Genomic DNA, 21,104 nt, shown 5'->3' with positions numbered 1-21,104 from the left:
GGAGCTTCGTCAGTTAACAAGTATTTATCCAGCCACTGCTCTTGTTCCCATAAAACATGTAATAAGCTTTTACGGGCACGATAACCATGGGCTTCGTAAGGTAGCATCACTAAACGCGCTTCTTTGCCTAAACCTTTGAGCGCAGCGTACATACGCTCGCTTTGCATCGGGAAGGTGCCGTGAGATTAAGGGTGGGTCTTCTTCCCCATATAATTAAATTAACAAGCGCGGCATAAACCGCGCTTTGAATTTACTCTGATACAGAAGGTTCAGTATTTGCTTGAGCATCGCTTACAGGAGCTTCGTCAGTTAACAAGTATTTATCCAGCCACTGCTCTTGTTCCCATAAAACATGTAATAAGCTTTTACGGGCACGATAACCATGGGCTTCGTAAGGTAGCATCACTAAACGCGCTTCTTTACCTAAACCTTTGAGCGCAGCGTACATACGCTCGCTTTGCATCGGGAAGGTGCCAGAATTCGGGTCTTCTTGGCCGTGGATCATTAACATCGGCTCGTTAATTTTTTCAGCATGAAAAAACGGTGACATATTGGCGTATACATCCTGTGCTTGCCAAAAATCACGTTCTTCTCCTTGAAACCCAAACGGTGTCAAGGTCCTATTATAGGCACCACTGCGGGCAATACCAGTTTTGAATAAATCACTGTGGGCTAATAAGTTTGCTACCATAAAGGCGCCATATGAGTGGCCTGCAATGGCGATTTTATCTTTATCTGCAATGCCTTTTTCGACCAGCACATCTACCGCAGCTTTGGCACTTGCAACTAACTGCTTTCTAAATAAATCATTTGGCTCTTTACCATCAACACCGACGATTGGCATCTTCGGATCATCAAAAACAGCAATACCTTTTGCGAGGTAAGGCATTGGCCCCCAATAACCTATGTAGGTAAATTCGTACGGCGATTCACGTACTTGCGATGCAACTGCTTTATCTTTATATTCCAGTGGGTATGCCCACATTAATACAGGTAATGGACCTTGCGTTTTATCGTAACCTGGAGGTAAATATAGCGTACCAGAGAGTTCAACACCGTCATCACGTTGGTAACGCACAAGTTCTTTAGTCACCCCTTTAAACGCCGGGTATGGATGCTCAAAGGTAGTGAGCTGAGTCAGAGTGTCGGCATCTAAATCGCGAATAAAGAAGTTAGGTTGTTCGGCCTTAGATTCACGAATAGTAATTAATCGCTCACCTTCATCATCAAGCATGGCACGAACTCGCTCGTAATATGGCGCTTTTGATTGCCATAAACGCTTGGTTGTATTGGTCTTAATGTCGTACTGATCTAAAAATGGCACATTCCCTTGCTCTGACGCACCATCACCGCGCAAAAATATATAACGTCCACCAACCACTTTAATAACGTTTACACCGAGATCATTTCGCTCATAAATAGCGTCGCCCGGATCTTTATAAGCATCGTTATAGCTGCGCTGTGAAAACAATACGCGGTTATTATCCGCATCGCGTGGTTGGATCACATAGGTACGTAACTGGCGATCACTAAAACGCCACTCGGTTAAAAACGCAACGTTTTCATTCGCCCACTCAATACCTGAAAAACGTCGTTCTAGTTTAGCAAATAGTTTTGGTTCACGTTTAAAAGGTGAGCGTAAACTATATAGATGATCATGATACGGCACATCGGTTTTCATATCGCCGCCATCTTGCGCCTGCGCCCAAATGATCTCAGCACCTTGGTCATCACGCCACTGAAAATCACGACGACCCGTTCGCACACTGTCATAACCTTGTGGAATGTTGTCGGCCAGTGGCTGTTTAGACAATTGCGCTAACGTATAACCACGCATGCCAAGCACCTGCCACGTTGTCGCAAAGCGTCTATAGGGTACTTGATACGAAAATGGTTCGTCGATAGTGGCTACTAAAATATTGGTTGAATCAGGCGAGATCGAAAATGATTTAAATAATGCTGGTTTGCCAATCGATAACGCAACACCGCTCAGAGGAATATAAGTTAATTGACCTTGGCCGTAAAACTTAAACTGCAACTCATCAAACGGGCTGGTTAATAAATTTTGGTAAGTCCGTGCTGGCGCTTTTTGACCGCTACTTTGTTGAATAACCGGCACAACGCTATTTGCATCACTAACTAATTTCGGCTTGCCAAGGTTAACCGCTTGGTTAGCAACAATTGCCGTGCTATCTGGTAACCATTGATAAGGGGTAGCTGTTAGCACTGAATTAAGAGCCACAGTTGACAACTGACGTGCTTGTTTAGTTTCGGCGTTATACACCCACAATTGCGCCTGAGTTGGTTGCTCAACAATAAACGCTAAATATTCGCTATTACTTGACCATTTAGGTGAGCGGATCACCCCTTGAGGTAAATTATTAACGGTAATCACAGCCCCAGTCGCAATATGTTTAACTTGTAACGCACTAAATTTAGTGCGAGGACGTGAGCGTGAAAAGTTTGCCGGGTTTAACTTTATACCCGCCAATTTCAATTCTTCTTTTGCTAAATCATCTAATGTTTCAACACGTTTACGCTCAAACAGCGCTAACCATTGACCATCAGCCGATAGGTAGCTACTCGGTGCTAATTTAGCATCAACCAGCGCGGCTAAATCACTTGAAGGGGTTTGATAGCCTTGTGCAGCAAGTACCGAGCCTGAAACACTTACGCTCAGCACTAACGCTAATAACAGCCTGATGCCTTTCATGGTGTATCCTTGATTTTTTATTATTAATAGCTGTATCTAAACATGTTTTGCAACATTCATAAAGTTTTTGCGATTCTAGCTTCAATAACGCCGATAGATGACTTATTAGCTGAAACTACGTTAAACTGGCGCCTTCGTTCAAGCAATTGCTGACGCATACATTAAAATGAAAACAAAAACCGATAAAATAACTATTTTTGACGTTGCCAGAGAAGCTCAAGTTTCTAAGTCAACGGTGTCGTTAGTGCTTACAAACAGTGACAAAGTCAGTGATAAAAGCAAAGAAAAAGTATTGCATGCCATTGATAAGCTTGGCTATGTATATAATAGAGATGCGGCAGCACTGAGAAGTCGCCGCTCTAACTTAGTGGCGTTAGTTATTAATGACTTAACTAACCCTTACTCTGCGCAAATAGCGGTAGGACTTGAAAACCATATTCATGCCCTTGGTATGCTGCCGATGTTAGTGAACACCGCCGAAAATGTTGAGCGCCAAACACAAGTTGTTAAAACACTCAAAGAATATAATGTTGCCGCATTTATCATGTGTCCTGCCCCGGGAACTACCCAGCAGTGGGTTGATGAACTTATCAATAGTGGTTTCCCGGTCATTCACATTATGCGCGAAGTGGCTTTTTGTGCCGCCCCGACAATATTGCCGGACAATAAAAAAGGCACTCATCTAGCCACTAGCCATATTTTACAACAAGGTATTGAGGATATCGCTTTTATAGGTGGAACTGATGATATTTCTGATCATCATGAACGTTTAAGTGGTTTTCACAGTGCCTTAAAGCAGTTTAATATCCATCAACACAAACCAACGATCACCGCCGCCACGAACCGTCAAGGCGGGCGCGATGCCTTTGCTACGTTGTATGCGCAATACCCTGCGACTAAAGCGATTATTTGTTTTAATGATGTTATTGCATACGGTGTCATAGAAGCCATTCGCCAACATGGTTTGATACCCGGTAAGGATATAAAAGTAGTCGGTTTTGATGATTTAGCTGATTCATGTTTAATGTCTCCCTCGTTAAGCAGTGTCACCATCAATGCGGACGATATTGGTAAGCATACTTGCCAAGTACTGCAAGAATTACTTAATCAAGGCACTCCTGCGGTGCGTACCTTAGTCGATGTTCATCTGCAAGTAAGAGATTCAAGTCAATGAAAAAAGTCTTAGTAATTGGCTATGTATGGCCAGAACCAAATTCATCAGCGGCCGGCACTCATATGATGTCGCTATTAAAAGCGTTTAAAAATGAAAATTGGGCGGTTGAATTTGCCAGTCCCGCTCAGAAAACCGAGCATATGGTTAATCTGGATGACTACGGGATCAGCAGCGCAACTATTGCCCTTAATTGTGCAAGTTTTGATGAATATGTTATCAACTACGCCCCTGATATCGTCATGTTTGACCGTTTTATGATGGAAGAACAATTTGGCTGGCGAGTAGATAAACATTGCCCTAACGCAGTAAAAATCCTTGATACTGAAGATTTACAATGCTTACGCAATGCCCGCCATGAAGCGCATAAAGGCAACCGAGCATTTAACCATAGTGATTTACACTCTGACCTCGCCAAACGAGAAATAGCCGCTATTTTACGCTGTGATTTAAGTTTAATTATCTCAAGTTTTGAAATGCAATTACTTGCTGATGTATTTAAAGTCGACAGTAACTTATTGCATCATCTGCCTTTTATGGTCGATTTAAGCTCACTCCCTGAGCAAACTAAATCGTTTGAGCAACGCCAACACTTTATGACCATAGGTAATTTTCGCCACGCCCCAAACTGGGATGCCGTACTCTATTTACAACAAATCTGGCCGCTCATTCGTAAACAACTACCCCAGGCTGAGTTACATATTTATGGCTCTTACCCACCGCCAAAGGCCACCGCGCTTAATAACCCCAAAACTGGCTTTTTAATAAAAGGTTGGGCGCATGATGCCTATCAAGTAATGGAAAGTGCGCGTGTGTGCATCTCACCACTGCGTTTTGGTGCTGGCATTAAAGGAAAGCTGTTAGAGGCGATGATCATGCAAACACCCAGTGTTACAACGACAATTGGTAGTGAGGGTATGCACCATGATTTACCTTGGAGTGGTGTGGTTGAAAATGAGCCGCAGCAATTTGCCGATGCCGCTGTGGCTCTGTATCAAAATAAAAGTTTATTTACGCAGGCACAAACAGCCGGTAATACGATATTAAAAACGCACTACGACAAACAGCTTTTATCTAATAATTTAATCATTAAAATTCAATTGATTAAAGAGAAATTACAAGCTCACCGCGAAGCAAATTTTACAGGCCAAATGCTCAAACACCACACAATGCGTAGCACTCAATATATGGCGCAGTGGATTGAGGCTAAAAACAAATAAAAAAAACTAGACAGGCGGTGATTAGTGTTTAAAATTCCCGCCAAACTAGCTAGGCAAATTTAGATGTATTGTCTATATTTTTTAACTGAATAATTTAAATTTTGGCTCAATACAAATTTGAAAACCGCAACGTTCACAGAAAAGCGCAAATTTATCGTTAAACTGGGTAAGATGCTTCATAAGTATGGCACCCCAGCTTATCGACTCGAAGCTCACTTAATGGAAGTGGCTACTTACCTTGATCTTAAATCTTCATTTGTCATGTCACCCACTTCCGTTACTTTTGTAATTTGGACCGATGGCCATGAAGATGAATATACTCACGTTGCCCGTGTTGATCCTGGCGATCACGATTTAGGTTCGTTAGCCGATACCGATGATCTGGTTAATAAAATGCTCAATGGCGAACTCACGCTACAAGAAGTTGACGTTCAACTCGACGCCATTTTTATTATGCCAAATCCGTATAATCGCTTTACCACAGGGGTTGCCTTTGCCACCTCAGGCGGCGCATTTGCAATGCTGATGGGCACCAGCTGGAATGACGTATTTTGGTCAGCGCTACTTACCTCTGTCGTTTACTTATTTGTACTGTGGTCAGCGCGTTCAAAACGCGTGGGCCATATGTTAGAGCCATTAGTGGCGATAGTCTCGGCTATTTTGGCCTGCGCTGTAAGCGTGCATTTAGACGTCGGGATTAATATTCGTTTAGTGGTATTGTCTGCGATTATTGTGTTTATACCCGGGCTTGCATTAGCACTGGGCCTAGCAGAACTTGCAGCGCGGCATTTAGTTTCTGGTACAGCGCGTGTGATGGATGCTTTTATGCTGTTGTTTAAACTGTATTTTGGTGCCTTCATCGGCATTGCGATTGGTTTTGCACTATTCGGCCAAGCCGATTTCGTACAACCTGACCCTTTACCTAAATGGACGGCTTGGTTGGCAATCTTTTTACTCTGTAGCAGCTTAATCGTTATTTTTAGAACCAAACTAAAACATGCTACATGGTCTATCGCCTCTGGCTTTATCGCTTATGGCAGCAGTATTGGCTCTGCGATGTATTTAGATTACACCTTAGGAACATTTGTAGGTGCATTTGCGGTGGGTGTATTTAGTAACCTATTTAACCGCGTAGCAAACGCTCCTGCCTCAATTGTTGCCATGCAAGGCTTGATTGTATTAGTTCCAGGTAGCAAAACTTACATAGGTCTAAACTCATTAATTGAAGGGCAAGACTTTGTGTATGCGGAGCACATCGGCCAACAAACCTTCCTAATATTTATGTCATTGGTGGCTGGATTAATCTTTGCCAACGTTGCACTCCCACCGAAAAAGAGTTTATAAAGCAATTAAGTGCGGTAGTCACTATCGCGCTTAAACCTTATCACTTTAATCTCTTCATTAAACGCCTACTTGTGCGTATTAATCGCATATTTTAGCATTTAAGGTACACCTTGTTATAATCCTTCGATAATTAAAACATGCGAAGGAAAATTCATGATAAAAACTAGCCTAGCACTGGCTCTTGGACTCTCAAGCTCACTGGCATTTGCAGCCACATCGCTTACTGTAGAAGATATCCCTAAAATTCAGTCAGTTATTCAAACCAGCATTAGTCCAAATGGTGACAATGTTGCATTTACCCGCTCAGTGCCACGTGAATTATACGTCGACGAGAATGGTGCCAATTATAGCGAACTCTATGTCGTCGATGATGAAGGTGTCGAGCGTCCTTTCATTACCGGCTCTGTAAGTATCAAGAGTATTCAATGGTCAAACGATAGCAAAACGATCTACTTTTTAGCAAAACTTAAAGACGACAAGTTTACCGCGTTATATCAAATTCCAGTGGATGGTGGTCAAGCGCAAAAAGTACTATCGCTTAAAGACACATCAATTTCTAGCTATCAGTTAAGCCCGAATAACAAACAACTCGCTATTTTAGCTATGCCAGCGGCTGATAAATCTGAAAAAGAGCTGAAAAAATTAGGCTTTATGGCTGAGGTGTACGAGCTAGGCTTAAGAGATAAACAACTATTTATTGTCGATTTAGCCAAAACAGATAAACCTCTTACACCAACAGCGCTTAACGTTGCAAACTATGTAAGTGATGTAAACTGGGCCGCAAAAGGCGATAAGTTATTAGTAAAAACCCAGCCTACAGCGCTAATTGACGACAAATACACTAAATCACAATGGCACTTATTTGATATTGCGACTAATCAAGTGACGATGTCGTTTGCTACTGAAGGTAAATTAGACGGTGCTGAACTGTCTCATGATGGTCGTTACATCGCAATTCTAGGTGCCGAAGATAAGCATGATCCAGCCGCTGGTCGTTTATTTTTAGCTGACACAAAAACAGGTGAAGTAAGTGATTGGTTACCTAATTTCATGGGTCATATCGTTGATTTTGAATGGTCACATAAACGCAACACGCTTAATTTTATTGCCAATGTAGGTACGCAAAGTTTTGTCGCAAGCATTAAAACCGGCTCTAATAAATACAAAAAAATTATTAATGAAGGCCAATTTATTGCATCAAATCTGAGTATTTCTGATTCAGATAAAACCTTAGCGCTACGTGCAAACACTGCAAAGCACCCAAATGAAGTATTCATTATTCGTGGTTCTAAAGCACAACGTTTAACGGATTCAAACAACTGGTTGAATGACAAACGTTTTGCTAAGCAAGAAACTATTTCACTTAAGGCTCGCGACGGTGTTGAGATTGATGGCGTATTAGTCTACCCATTAGATTATGAAAAAGGCACGCGCTATCCATTGATCATGTCAGTGCACGGTGGCCCTGAAAGCCATGACAAAGACGGTTGGGTAACAAACTACTCGCGTCCAGGTCAAATGGGAGCAGCACGTGGTTATGCAGTATTTTACCCAAATTACCGTGGCTCTACAGGTAAAGGCGTTGATTATTCAAAGCTTGGTCAAAACGACTATGCAGGTAAAGAGTTTGACGATTTAATTGACTTTAAACAGCATCTTGTTGAAATGGGCTTAGTTGATACTAAACGTGTTGGTATTACGGGTGGCTCTTATGGTGGTTATGCATCAGCATGGGCCGCAACAAAATTGACTGAACACTTTGCTGCGAGCGTGATGTTTGTAGGTGTTACCAACCAACTATCTAAATTTGGAACTACTGATATTTCTAACGAAATGAATCTTGTGCATGCACGTTCATACCCATGGGATAAATGGCAGTGGTATTTAGAGCGCAGCCCTATTTACTGGGCAGGCCAGTCTAAAACACCATTACTGATCATGCATGGTAAAGATGATCCTCGCGTACACCCTGCACAATCAATGGAACTGTACCGTTATATGAAAGTACAAGGCAAAGATGTACGCCTTGTATACTATCCTGGCGAAGGTCATGGTAACCGTAAAGTAGCCGCGCAATATGATTACAGTTTACGTTTAATGCGTTGGATGGATAACTATTTAATTGACGGCAAAAAAGACATGCCAGCATTCGAGATTGACCATGCAGGCAAGTTAAAAGCGGTAAAAGACGCCAATAAATAATCCTATTATTTTGTGTTAAATACGCTTTTAGGCCAACATTCGTGTTGGCCTTTTTGCTTTTAAATAACAATGAATATGGATGTAATATAAAGACCTAACTCGGTAATTTTTACAAGAAAACACCTTAACAAGCTCAAATATAAAAAATTAAATCAATATATTACAACAACTTAAAAGTTGGCTTCTGTCTTGCAATATTCATTGTAATTAATGAGTAAAGCAAGGAAAACCCATGAATATTTTTGAAGCACTTCGTAATGATCACGACAAACAACGTTCGCTTGTCGATGCGCTGATAAAAACCCAGGGGGAGTCACCGAATAGACAGTCTCTTATGGATAATTTAAAACATGAGTTAGTAGAACATGCTAAATTTGAAGAGCGTTATTTCTATAATCCTTTGATGTTTGATGATTTAACCCATGAAAAAGCCCGTCATAGTATTGCAGAGCATCATGAACTTGATGAATTGATTGAGCAACTTGAAGAAACTGATATGAGCTCACCAGCGTGGCTTGTGACCGCTAAAAAATTACATCATCTTGTACATCATCATCTGGCTGAAGAAGAGCATGAAGTATTTCAACTAGCCGGTAAAGCGCTAACCGAAAGTCAAAAAGAAAGTCTAGCCGAAAAGTATAATGATGCGATGAGTTAACTGCTATATGTGCCCGCTTTAATTTATAAAGCTCTCTAAATAGCAACAACTCTATACCATTTGCATTTATTAGGCACCTCTAACACGGTCAATACTTGGCTAAGCAAACACTCTTAAATTAACTAAGCCCGGCATCAAACGCTGGGTTTTTTAATGCTCATGCTCCATCCCCACCTTTATTTAATATGAAAATCATTCATTGAATGTAAATATTTCGCAATTGAACATACAACTGATAATTGTTATCATACTTACCTTGGTTGCTTATTAGATTAATAATCTTTATTCTTGTCATGAAGGAAGTACAATGAAATCCCGCCCGCTTTATCTGGCCTCACTGATCAGTGCATTATTAACATCAACAACACTTATTGCTGATGATGACACAGCTGAAAATATGGAAGTGATGGTTGTCACCGCTTCTGGTTATGAGCAAAAATTAATAGATGCACCTGCAAGTGTCTCGGTTGTCTCTCGCGAAGATCTACAAAATAAGCCATTTACTAGCCTTGCTGATGCGCTTCGTGATATCGAAGGTATCGATGTTGGTGCCGGACAAGATAAAAACGGTAATATTAGTATTACCATGCGTGGTTTACCCGCAAGCTATACTCTAGTGCTTATTGATGGCCGCCGTCAAAGTGATGTAGGTAATATAGGCCCAAACAACTTTGGTAACAGCCAATTTATGTATATGCCGCCACTTGAGGCTATCGAGCGAATTGAAGTCGTTCGTGGCCCAATGTCCACTTTATATGGCGCTGATGCAATCGGTGGTGTAATCAATATTATCACTCGTAAAAATCTTGATAGCACCCATGGTAGCGTCACGGTAAGCAGTAATATCCAACAAGACGATCAATACGGTAACGATAATAAAGTCGATATATATTTGACCGGCCCAAGCGGCGTTGAGGGATTAACTTACGGGATCCGTGGTAGTTTTTATGACCGTCAAGAAAGTGAGCCAACTTACAGCGAAAGTTTACCACTTCCAGATGGCAGCATGTGGGTTGATGATGGTAGCTTTGGCGATAAAAAAATCGTTGCAGCACGTAACTGGAATGCCGGCGCAACAATAAACTACCTGATCAATAATCAGAATGAAATTACCTTTGAGTACGACATAGCCAAACAGCGTTACGATAACACCGAAGGTCAAACGGGTACGTTAGATAGCCCAGTCAGTTTATGGCGTGTTAGCAAAGGCATTGTACAGCCACGCGTTGGTTATACTCCATATCAACGTGTTGAACGTGAGCAATTTGTATTTGCACATGTTGGTCGATACGATGTTGGTACGCTTACCAGCAGCATTACCCAAAGCAGCAGTGAAAACTTTGGTCGCTCATTACCTCTTAATGTACAAGAGCGTTTAGGTGTGCAGGCCATTTGGGACCAAGCAGTACAGGATCAAGGCATCGACAAGCCAGAACTAACGGATGCAATTTACGCTCAACTTGATGAGACTTTTTTACCACGCCCAATGCGTACACTAAAACTTGATAACTTAATTATTGATACTAAGTTTGAATCAAATATAGATAACCACTATTTTGTAGTAGGCGCACAATATTTTGATGCCGAAATGGAAGATGGTGTATTTGGTATGTACGGGGATGGCTTCCGTGAAGGTACGACTCAAGATCATCGTCAAACAGCTGTATTTGCTGAAGATAACTGGGAAATTACCACAAATCTAACTGCAACTTTCGGCGCTCGTTATGATCATCATAATATCTTTGGCTCACAAGTTAGTCCTCGCGCTTATTTAGCCTACTCTCCTGCTGATGAATGGACTTTCAAAGGTGGTATCAGCACAGGATATAAAACCCCAGAGCCAAACCAACTATTCTCTGGTATTACAGGTTTTGGTGGCCAAGGTACTAAACCTTTTGTTGGCACGCCAGACTTACAACCTGAAACCAGTGTAAACTACGAAATGGCTGCTTACTTTAATGGCAGTGATAGTTTTAGTGGTAACGTAACGGTGTTTTACAATGATTTTAAAGACAAAATCATTAACCAAGATAACTTACCAAACTGTGAAGTGGCCATAGCTGATGAACCTTGTGTTGAAATTGGCGCAGGTTGGGCAGGCATCGGTAGCACCACCTTTACTCAAGCTGCTAACGTAGATAAATCAGCTACTCGTGGTGTTGAAATTGCTGCTAATTGGCAGATTATTGAACAGTTGTCACTACGTGGTAACTTTACTTACACCGATAGTGAAGTGAAAAGTGGCCGTGATGAAGGACTACCTTTAGTTAATACACCTAAAAATATGTATAACTTAACGCTTGCATGGCAACCATTGGATGATTTGAGTATTTCACTTATTTCTGAAATCCGCAGCGATCGTTACCGTGGTACGGCAAATGTGTCTGGTCCACAGGGCCCTGAAACACAAAAGCTCTACTACAAAGCCTATGATTTATATCATTTAGCAGCAAGTTATAAAATTAATGATAGCCTAGCATTAAATGCCCGTATTAATAATCTGTTAGATGACGACTTATCAAGCCGTACTTGCTTATTAGCAACCTCAGAGGAAGAGTACGAATGTACATCTGATTACAATACCACCCAAAAAGCACGCAGCTTGTGGGTATCAATGAGTTACAGTTTCTAGAATAAAAAGCTATAAAAATAAAGCCCAGCAATAATGCTGGGCTTTTTATTATTACGATTTAACCGTGCCTTTTATACTTCATCACCCAACACAGATCCGTGGCCGAAGCAGATTAAAGCGTATACTCAATAAGGGTTCCCGATGAATAAGCAAAGGAAGCCTTAACTTATAGAATTAAATTTTAGAGTTTATTCGCTTAGTATGTAAAGATATGTTCTGAAAGATTTAATTTAAATCATTGAGGGATCTTATGTATAGAATATGGCTATTAAGTTTATGCTTTGTCTTCGGTGTTGCAAATGCACAAACGCCGCAACCACTGAGTTATGACGCATTATTAAGCAACTATAATTACGATTTTGACGTTAACTATTTTAACCTTGACTCACAAGGGCTGTCGTTAAAAATGGCGTATATTTACTTACCAGCAAAGGCTGGTAAACCCGTTGTGACTTTAATGCACGGTAAAAACTTTAACGCTCATTACTGGACTGAAACTGCACTATTGCTACAAAAAATCGGTTATGGCGTGCTGATACCTGACCAAATTGGTTTTGGAAAATCATCTAAACCACGAGATTATCAATTCTCTTTTGCAGCCTTAGCTAGTCACACCCATGCTTTAATGAGCCAACTTAATATAAATAAATCAATTGTATTGGGTCATTCTATGGGCGGTATGCTGGCAAGTCGCTTTGCGCTTATGTATCCACAAACAACCCAACAATTAATTTTACTCAACCCTATTGGCCTTGAAAATTACCTGCAATATGTTGATTATAAAGACACTAACTTTTTTTATAAAAATGAGTTAACTAAAACACCTGCCGGGGTAAAAGCATACCAGCAAAAAAATTACTATGACGGAAAATGGAATAACCAATTTGCTGCTCTGACGAATTTTATCACCGGACAAATTCAAGGCCCAGATAAAGAGCTAGTAGCGTGGGTTAACGCAAAAACATACGACATGATTTTTACTCAACCCGTTATCACCGAGTTTAAAAACTTCATCATGCCTGTTTCACTAATTATAGGTACAAGAGACAGAACAGGACCTGGCCGTAACTGGAAGAAACAAGGGGTAGATTATGAACTTGGCCGCTACGATCAATTAGGTAAATCAGCCGCGGCATTAATTCCTCACAGCCAACTACTTGAACTGACTGATTTAGGTCATTTACCCCATATTGAAGATTTTAAGCGCTTTAAAGCTGTATTGTTAAAAGTCTTAGAAGCAGGCTCAAAGCCACTAGAGTAATATTTAGGCAGATCAGCGGTTAAAGTTATTAACAGCTGATTTGATTACTCAACGCTGACCTTTGAAAACCAATTAATAAACATAAATGCCTACTATTAGATACCTTTTAGCGATAACAGAAAAATATTGTTAATTAGCATGTGGATTCACTTTTAATATTTTGATGGCACTAAAAAATAACAACTCACTGATATAATTAGACTAAAACCCTATCTCCATTAATATATTACTATTCTGAAGTTATTTAAAAATTAAATAACTTTTCAGTTTAAAACTAAAAAAGCAGGTAATGTAAACTTAAAGTTAAAAAAACAAGCAGTCTGTTGTTGACCAAATTACAACCTTAGCTTACTCTATGTAAGCGCTTACAACACACACATTGATAAATGTAAGCGCTTACAACTTCGTTCGTAGACACAATAACAACCACAACGAAGTACTTTTAAATTTTTGTCGATACTGGGGTTCAACTAATGAACATGACAACAACCAAAGTAAGCCGCCTTGTTGCGGCAATATCCATGACCATGCTATTTGGCTGTGGTGGAAGTGCTGAGACAAAATCTGACTTCACAAAAGTCGATCCACAAAAGCCGGTTTCTGATTGGCAAATGGTTTGGAGTGACGAATTTGATGGCGCAAGTATTGATTCTAACAAATGGAATTTTGAATTAAGTTGTGCCGGTGGTGGTAACAACGAAAAACAATGTTACACCGATAACGAGCAAAATGCGTTTATCAAAGATGGCATATTAAATTTAGTTGCTTTACCGGCCGACGAAGGTGCCGAAAAGCCTTATACATCGGCACGTTTGAACACCCGCTACAACGCAGATTTTACTTATGGCCGTTTTGAAATGCGTGCAAAGTTGCCTTCAGGGCAAGGTAGCTGGCCTGCTTTTTGGATGATGCCAACCGATGAAGAATATGGTACTTGGCCGCGCTCTGGCGAAATTGATATTTTAGAAGCTGTAAATTTAAAAACAGTTGCTGAAGATGGCACCGTTGAAGCTAATATTCATGGCACACTTCACTATGGTCGTGAATGGCCTAACAACTCGAACTCTGGTAAAGCGTACACATTTGCAGAGGGGATGAACCCTGCTGACGATTTTCATACTTACGCTATTGAATGGCAAGAGGGCGAAATTCGTTGGTACGTAGATGACTACTTATATGCCACACAACGTCGTTCTGAAGTTCGTTATAACTCAAAAGACGAAGCTGTTGGCCTAAAACATAGAGGTTGGTTTGCTGAATACTTTGAACAAGGTAATGGCGAGCTTACAACACATTGGGATAATGCCCCCTTTGATAAAGACTTTTACCTTATTTTAAATAATGCCGTTGGCGGTGATTGGCCGGAAAACGTAAATAACTTAGGCGTTGACGCTGCAGCATTTGCAGAGGGTCAAAGCTTTGAGATTGATTACGTACGCGTTTATCAATGTGCAGCTAATACTGACACAGGTAAAGGCTGTGAGACAGTGCGCCCAGGTTACGACAACTTAGAAGATGCACTTGTTGAAGGTAAAGCGCCTGTACCTACTCCACCAAGTGATGGTGTTGCAAAAAACCTTGATATTTTTAATGGTAGCTTAGACGCAAACTGGATCGCTTGGGATTGTTGTGGCGGAACCACACCAGAAACCATTACCGACGCTGACAAAGGCGACGTGGTTAAATTTAATATCAACGATAATAACGGTACAGTATTAGGTTTTTCAACCCGTGGCGGTCACTTCCCTGATGGCTTTGCAGGGTCATCGTCTCCATTTGATGCTTCTTTACTGCTTGATTTAAATGGTCGTGTATCATTTGATATGAAAGTAGTGACTCCTCCAACATCTTCAACTACTTGGTTATTAAAGGCTGAAGCCGGTGATGGCGGTCCTAATACCGGCGATGTCCCACTTAGCGATAGTAATGAAGGCGTAACACCGGTTACAGGCCAATGGCAAACCTATACATTCCCACTTTCTTTACTACAAGAAAGAGGCCTCGATATAAGTGCCATTGATGTATTAATGGTATTTCCTACATGGCAAACAGGTGGCGGTGCCGAGTACTTAATTACCAATGTAGCTATTGAAGGTGACTTACCAAAAGTCGATCTTTTCAGTGATGAACAAAACCTAGATTGGCCAATGTGGGATTGTTGTGGTGGTTCAAAACCGGTTGAAGTAATGGATGATGAAGAACACGGTTTAACGGCTGAGTTTACTATTGGCGCAACAGCAACAGTAATGGGCTTTAATAGCCGCACAGCTGCAGGCGGAAGCGGTGAAGCATTCGATGCTACTTCGATATTAGAAAACGGTGTAATAGCGTTTGAGTTAAAGGTGATCTCAAAACCAAATAATCTTGATTCAGTTTGGAGTTTCAAAGTTGAGTCTGATAACGGTAGCTCTGCTGTCGAAATTCCATTAACTGACAGCGTCGAAGGTGTAGAACCTACTATTGGTGAATGGCAAACATATACCTTTACCCTTGCTGATTTAGCGGGTGCAGGTTTAGATGTTAGTGCATTAGATGTGGTGATGATTTATCCAACTTGGGACACAGGTGAAGGCGCTGTTTATCGTGTAGATAACGCATTCATTGGCATTCCATAACTAAGAATCACTTTATGGTAGGTGCGTATAAGCACCTACTTACCGTAAAAAATTTAGTAAAAAGCAGAGCAATTATGAACACAAATAAGTTTAAAAAAAGCCAAATAGCGGCTTCTGTGTCACTTATCATCGCTGCAAGCACATTTAACTTCGCTAACGCTGCGCAAGAAAGTACTGCCGAACCTGAAATCGAAGTAATACAAATTAAAGGTATACGTGGTTCACTGATCCGCTCTATGGACATGAAACGCGATGCATCTGGAGTAGTCGATGCAATTTCTGCCGAAGAAATGGGTAAATTCCCAGATACCAACTTAGCTGAATCACTACAACGCATTACGGGTGTATCGGTGAGCCGTGCAAACGGCGAAGGTAGCCAAATTACAGTCCGTGGTTTTGGCCCTTCATTTAATTTGGTAACACTTAACGGTCGCCAAATGCCTGGAACGGGTAACTCTCGTTCGTATAATCTTGAAAACATCGCCTCAGAAGGTGTAAGTGCCTTAGAAGTATTTAAAACTGCCCGTGCTGATGTGCCTAGCGGTGGTTTAGGTGCGACAGTTAATATTTCAACATCGCGCCCTCTGCAAAGACCTGGGCAGCACTTTTCAGCAACAGCAAAAGCAATTCATGACTCATCAAATGAAGTTGGTAGCGATGTAACACCTGAAATATCAGCTATTTACAGCAATACCTTTAATGATGAAATGTTTGGTATTGGCTTTTCATTCTCGCATCAACAGCGCGACTTTCAAAAACAAAGCGCTAATATTCAAGGTTGGCAAGCTAATGTAGATTTACCGACTCTTTCAGAAGATAAATTTATTGATGCTCGCCCAGTTGATGCAGACGGTAATCGCGTAGGTAATCACTTTTTTGCAAAAGACATGAACTACGCTATTGAAGATTTACAACGTGAGCGTACCAATGGGCAAGTAACACTGCAATTTGCACCCACTGATAATTTTGTGGCCACCCTTGATTACACAGCAAGTGAGGCTACAACAGGGTCAAAAACTCTCGGCTGGGGTATTTGGAACGACTTTGGCAGTAATATTAACGGTTACGAGCTAGATGAAAATGGCACCGCTATTTATGCCGATATTAGCGGTAACGATGCGTCATTTACCTCGAGTAAAAACACCACTGAAGTAAAAGCTCGTTCTATCGGTTTAAATTTAGATTGGCAAATTAATGATACATGGCAAATTGAGCTTGACTACCATGATTCTAAAAACGAAACCGACAATGGCGCAGACAAAGGTCTAGGTAGTGATGGGCAAGTTATTTTAGGTTCTGATCAGCTTGTTAATAAAATTTATGATTACCGCACTGGCGAAGTTCCGCATACGCAAGTTAATTGGAAAAACGGCACGAATGTATTAAGCCCAGGTGAGATTGATTCAAACTTTAGTCAGTTTATTCATTCACCGGGGGAATCAAATATTGAACAACTTCAACTACATGCAAGTTGGATAAATGAAAGTTTTGACATTGGTTTAATTGAAGTTAAGTTTGGTGGTTCGCGCACAGAGCAAAACACCGGTGGTTATGAGGCATGGAGTGGCTTAGTTGGTGGCCCTGGTTTTAATCCTTCTTACACTGAAATTTTCCCAGATGGTATGTTTACACTTCATGATACCTCAGGATTATTAGATCAATTTGCCGGTGGCGGTAGCAATTTACAACCAAACTATTACTACAGCTATGATTTTGACGAAGCCGTAGCAAGACAAATGGCATACTTAACCGCTGATGTAACAGGCGGCGATGCTTATGCACCTAATGCCTATCTTGATGGCATTGACAGTCAAAGCTCGGTTGAGGAAATTACCAACAGTATTTATGTTCAATCACGTTGGGAGTTTGACGTTAGTAATTACTACGTTAAAGTAAACGCAGGTCTTCGCTACGAAGAAACCGATGTAACCAGCTCTGTTCGTCAGCGTGTTGAACAACAAGTTAATTGGATCAGCGCTTCAGAGTGGATCACTCAATATTCAGCAGGTGGCGATGATAACTTCTTAGTGCAAGAAGGCAGTTATGATATTTTACTGCCATCAATTGACTTAAGTGTTGACCTAACTGATGACGTGGTTGCTCGCGTATCATGGGGCAAAACAATGTCGCGTGCACCTTTAGGCGATTTAGCTGGCGGTCGTTCACTAACAGGCAGTCCAAAACCGGGATCACGCGTAGGTAGTCAAGGTAACACGGGGCTATTACCGTTTGAATCAACAAATCTTGATTTATCTTTGGAGTATTACTACGCAGAAGGCAGTTATGCATCTGTAGGTTACTTTAAAAAGGACGTTGATAACTTTATTCAAACCACCATTACCCCAACCACCATTGAAGGCTTATATGATATTTTAAATGGCCCGCGCTATTTACAAGCTGTGAGTGATATTGAGGCACGTGGTGAGCAAGCAACAACCGATGCCATTTTTGCACAAATGCTTGCTAATGGTGATGGTAATGCCAATGGTCAAATTGAACCAAATAGTAACGATCCACTTATTACTTGGAACATTAGCCAACCACAAAATACCGATAGCAAATCAGTCGATGGTTTTGAAGTGGCAGTACAACACTTAATTGGCGAAACAGGCTTTGGTGTCGGTGTTAATGCTACATTTGTCGACGGCGATGTTGAATTTGATACAGACAGCTTAGACCAACAAGCTCCGTTAACGGGCTTAAGTGATTCAGCTAACTTCCAAGCGTTTTACGAAAAAGATGGCTTATCAGTAAAACTGACTTACGCATGGCGCGATTCATACCTTATTGGTGTAGGCCAAGCACAAGGTTCTGCTGATGCACCACCACAATATGCGAAAACATATGGCCAGTGGGATATGAGCGTAAATTATGACGTTAACGAGAATGTGACGGTATTCTTTGAAGGTATAAATCTCAATAATGAAACCGAGCAAGGCTATGGCCGTTACGAAGAGCAGTTCTTATTTGCTCGCCAGTATGGTCCACGCTACGCAGTTGGTGCACGCTATACCTTTTAATAAACCTAAGTAATTAAACAGTCCAGCCGCTCACTGAGCGGCTTTTTTTATAGCTGTTTAATTTTTTCTAATAGCTTATCGGTTGTCCAATCAATAGCGTTATAGGCAATATCGGGCTTATAGTAATCGCCCTTTGCTCTTGCTCTATCAACATACACTTTATTAGGGATAATAACTTTACCTAACCCTGAGGGTAACTCGGCGAGTCGAACATCCATATACAATGAATCAGCACTGCTTGGCGCGCCAAATAACTGAGTGTTTGAAAACTGCTTAAATACATCAATGGCATCAAGACACGCACTTGCACACTGTGGCGGCACAATAACAAAAACCTGTGTTTTAAAGTCACTTACTGGCACTGTAATTTCGCTTTGGTTTGATTTACTTTGCGGCTCTTCGATGTAAAATAGCTTATTGTTTTCAAGTGACTGCGCCATACCTGCAGCTATTTCTTTAAATTCTTTTTGTGCTTTAGGTTGATCTTTCAACACTTCAATTAATGATTTAACATGGTTAGTATTATCTTTTGACGCTCACCACCAAACCCGGCTATTTTGTGAGTAGTTATCCATTTTTTGTTCAACAACTTGCTCACCCCACAACGCTTTTGCAAGCTTTAAGCTCCAATACGACGAGCCACCTTGGTTGTGACGAAGATCTAAAACCACCGTTTTTGCACTGAGTAACTTAGAACGTTGATCAGTCACTTTTTTATACAGGTTATTGTAATCATGAGTTTGCTTATCGTTATTTGCAAAACTGGGCATAGCAATCCACGCTATGTTTTGCGTAGGCCAAGTTAAATCGGTTGTAAGCTCATCCCCATTATAGGCATGTGTTAAATGCTTACTTACACTCTTTGGCCGAACAGACCAATCAAGGGTTTTACTGTAAGTTTGCCCATTGGCTTTTATTACTCTGCTATTGAGCGGCGCAGCTTTCGCTGAAGATAACTGTTATTTAACAGCTATTGTAAACAATGTATCAACCCCTTTATTACAAGGTGTTGCATCAGACATAAGACTAGTAAAAGGGGTTAACCAATTTGAATTAGTATGTACACTAAGTAAAAGTGGTGTATTCACTTTTACTCGCCCTGCACTTAAGAGCTTTTCGTGGCAACAAGATGGCGCATTAAAAGCTCCCTTAAAAACGAATCATGCAGTACAAAATTATTAGCTAATGCTAGGTGAGTTTGATAAGTATGAGCTAGCAAACATGGCTAACTCAGCTATATTAATCCTTTTTAAATAACACCTGTGGATTAACCATTGTTTTCATTTCTAATACATTACCGTTTGGATCTTCAATAAAAAACGTCTCTTGTTCAAATTCATTGCCAACAAAACGACGGTATGGCTTATCTAAATATTCAAGACCTGCGTCTGCAATACGCTTTTTTAATGCTTGAAATTGATCTTCTGATAAGTGAATGCCAAAGTGAGGGACTGCCACCGCGCCCATATCAACATCATGACGTACCGTTGGTAAGCGCTCAACACTTTGATGAAGCGTTAACTCGTTACCCCAAAAATCAATGTCTACCCATCGCCCTGCTTCACTATTGCCCGTTTTACAGCCAAGTACGTCACAATAAAATGTTTTCGCTTTTTCGAGATCACCGGCAGGAATTGCTAGGTGCAAACAGTTGGACATAAATTACCTTTATTAATAACTTTTAACATATGAAATATGCTGCATTATACATAAACTGCAATTTATATAACATTAACAGCATTACTTTTAGTAATTAATTGCATACCACCAAATCTAAAACTAATACTTTATGATGTGTGTGCTATGCCTAAATCCATCTCCTTGAAGTTCATCGCTTTTGTAAACGCGTACAACATTGGCATTATCTATTGTTGTGTCTGCGGCTTTAACTGGCCTCATTGGTTCATTCCATATCCTGCAGATTATAAAAAACATTCTTATGCATCTATTTATACACGTAGTTTTGCCAGTATGTGTTTCACCGTTTTAATTAGCAACTACTGGAAAATTGCTATTATTTCTGCAACTGGCGCTGCGCTCACAACCGCTAAATAAAAGCATTCTAATAAAGAGTAATCCGTTCGCTCTTTGTCGTTTAATAACTAATATAAATATAAATATAAAACTATTAATGACCCTAAACCCAGGGCAAGAGCATGAAAAAAGCCTATGATTTCAATACCTTTTCAAGGTAACCTGTACTGCGCATAGCTTTTTTCTGTTTTGCGGGCATGCCTTTATTAAAGCTTGTTTCTGCTTTTAGCTGAT

12 protein-coding genes and 3 pseudogenes are annotated in these 21,104 nt (G+C 40.7%); 11 read left to right on the top strand and 4 right to left on the bottom strand.

The genetic code is table 11. The annotated features are described in order from the left end of the window. Positions 1 to 179: pseudogene (locus H5187_RS25215) on the bottom strand (alpha/beta hydrolase family protein); the annotation flags it as partial. A 71-nt stretch (positions 180 to 250) separates the two neighbouring features. Further along, complete coding sequence (locus H5187_RS20275; RefSeq protein WP_182798232.1) at positions 251 to 2,713, bottom strand: prolyl oligopeptidase family serine peptidase; 2,463 nt, start codon at positions 2,711 to 2,713, stop codon at positions 251 to 253. A gap of 166 nt (positions 2,714 to 2,879) precedes the next feature. Between H5187_RS20275 and H5187_RS20270 the strand changes: the two genes are divergently transcribed. The 9 genes from H5187_RS20270 (at position 2,880) to H5187_RS20230 (ending at position 18,836) form a co-directional block, all read left to right on the top strand. Next, positions 2,880 to 3,887 (top strand): LacI family DNA-binding transcriptional regulator, encoded by a 1,008-nt coding sequence (locus H5187_RS20270; protein WP_182717550.1) that lies wholly within the window; start codon positions 2,880 to 2,882, stop codon positions 3,885 to 3,887. Further along, on the top strand, positions 3,884 to 5,104 hold the full coding sequence (locus H5187_RS20265; RefSeq protein ID WP_182717551.1) for a glycosyltransferase: 1,221 nt from the start codon (positions 3,884 to 3,886) through the stop codon (positions 5,102 to 5,104). The genes H5187_RS20270 and H5187_RS20265 overlap by 4 nt, the downstream gene beginning before the upstream one ends. Positions 5,105 to 5,221: 117 nt before the next feature. Beyond that, entirely contained in the window at positions 5,222 to 6,448 is a 1,227-nt protein-coding gene (locus H5187_RS20260; protein ID WP_149980016.1) for a threonine/serine exporter ThrE family protein, read from the top strand. Positions 6,449 to 6,601: 153 nt separating this feature from the next. Continuing rightward, positions 6,602 to 8,650 carry a S9 family peptidase gene (locus tag H5187_RS20255; protein ID WP_182739532.1) on the top strand — a complete coding sequence of 683 codons (2,049 nt, stop codon included), beginning with the start codon at positions 6,602 to 6,604 and terminating at the stop codon, positions 8,648 to 8,650. A gap of 232 nt (positions 8,651 to 8,882) precedes the next feature. Beyond that, positions 8,883 to 9,308: a hemerythrin domain-containing protein gene (locus H5187_RS20250; protein WP_145234283.1), complete on the top strand. Its 426-nt coding sequence runs from the start codon at positions 8,883 to 8,885 to the stop codon at positions 9,306 to 9,308. Positions 9,309 to 9,615: 307 nt separating this feature from the next. Next, positions 9,616 to 11,940 carry a TonB-dependent receptor domain-containing protein gene (locus H5187_RS20245; protein ID WP_182757424.1) on the top strand — a complete coding sequence of 775 codons (2,325 nt, stop codon included), beginning with the start codon at positions 9,616 to 9,618 and terminating at the stop codon, positions 11,938 to 11,940. Between the two features lie 250 nt (positions 11,941 to 12,190). Further along, positions 12,191 to 13,201 (top strand): alpha/beta fold hydrolase, encoded by a 1,011-nt coding sequence (locus H5187_RS20240; RefSeq protein WP_182798231.1) that lies wholly within the window; start codon positions 12,191 to 12,193, stop codon positions 13,199 to 13,201. 473 nt (positions 13,202 to 13,674) lie between these two features. Continuing rightward, positions 13,675 to 15,816 (top strand): glycoside hydrolase family 16 protein, encoded by a 2,142-nt coding sequence (locus H5187_RS20235; RefSeq protein ID WP_182798230.1) that lies wholly within the window; start codon positions 13,675 to 13,677, stop codon positions 15,814 to 15,816. Positions 15,817 to 15,890: 74 nt separating this feature from the next. Then, positions 15,891 to 18,836 (top strand): TonB-dependent receptor, encoded by a 2,946-nt coding sequence (locus H5187_RS20230; protein WP_182717557.1) that lies wholly within the window; start codon positions 15,891 to 15,893, stop codon positions 18,834 to 18,836. 47 nt (positions 18,837 to 18,883) lie between these two features. On the opposite strand, the pseudogene H5187_RS20225 reads toward H5187_RS20230, so the two are convergent. After that, positions 18,884 to 19,753: pseudogene (locus H5187_RS20225) on the bottom strand (S41 family peptidase); the annotation flags it as partial. Between H5187_RS20225 and H5187_RS20220 the strand changes: the two are divergent. Beyond that, positions 19,743 to 20,018: a hypothetical protein gene (locus H5187_RS20220; protein ID WP_259398454.1), complete on the top strand. Its 276-nt coding sequence runs from the start codon at positions 19,743 to 19,745 to the stop codon at positions 20,016 to 20,018. The pseudogene H5187_RS20225 and the gene H5187_RS20220 overlap by 11 nt on opposite strands. A 57-nt stretch (positions 20,019 to 20,075) precedes the next feature. On the opposite strand, the gene H5187_RS20215 is transcribed toward H5187_RS20220, so the two are convergent. Then, positions 20,076 to 20,495 carry a VOC family protein gene (locus H5187_RS20215; protein ID WP_149980009.1) on the bottom strand — a complete coding sequence of 140 codons (420 nt, stop codon included), beginning with the start codon at positions 20,493 to 20,495 and terminating at the stop codon, positions 20,076 to 20,078. 196 nt (positions 20,496 to 20,691) lie between these two features. Between H5187_RS20215 and H5187_RS25210 the strand changes: the two are divergent. Beyond that, a pseudogene (locus tag H5187_RS25210) lies at positions 20,692 to 20,882 on the top strand (hypothetical protein); the annotation flags it as partial. Between the last annotated feature and the right edge of the window lie 222 nt (positions 20,883 to 21,104).

The organism is Pseudoalteromonas sp. SG44-1, from assembly GCF_014164315.1.
Classification (GTDB): domain Bacteria; phylum Pseudomonadota; class Gammaproteobacteria; order Enterobacterales; family Alteromonadaceae; genus Pseudoalteromonas; species Pseudoalteromonas rhizosphaerae.
The sequence above is the reverse complement of the archived record's forward strand: the minus strand, read 5'-3'. Positions and strand labels throughout refer to the sequence as shown.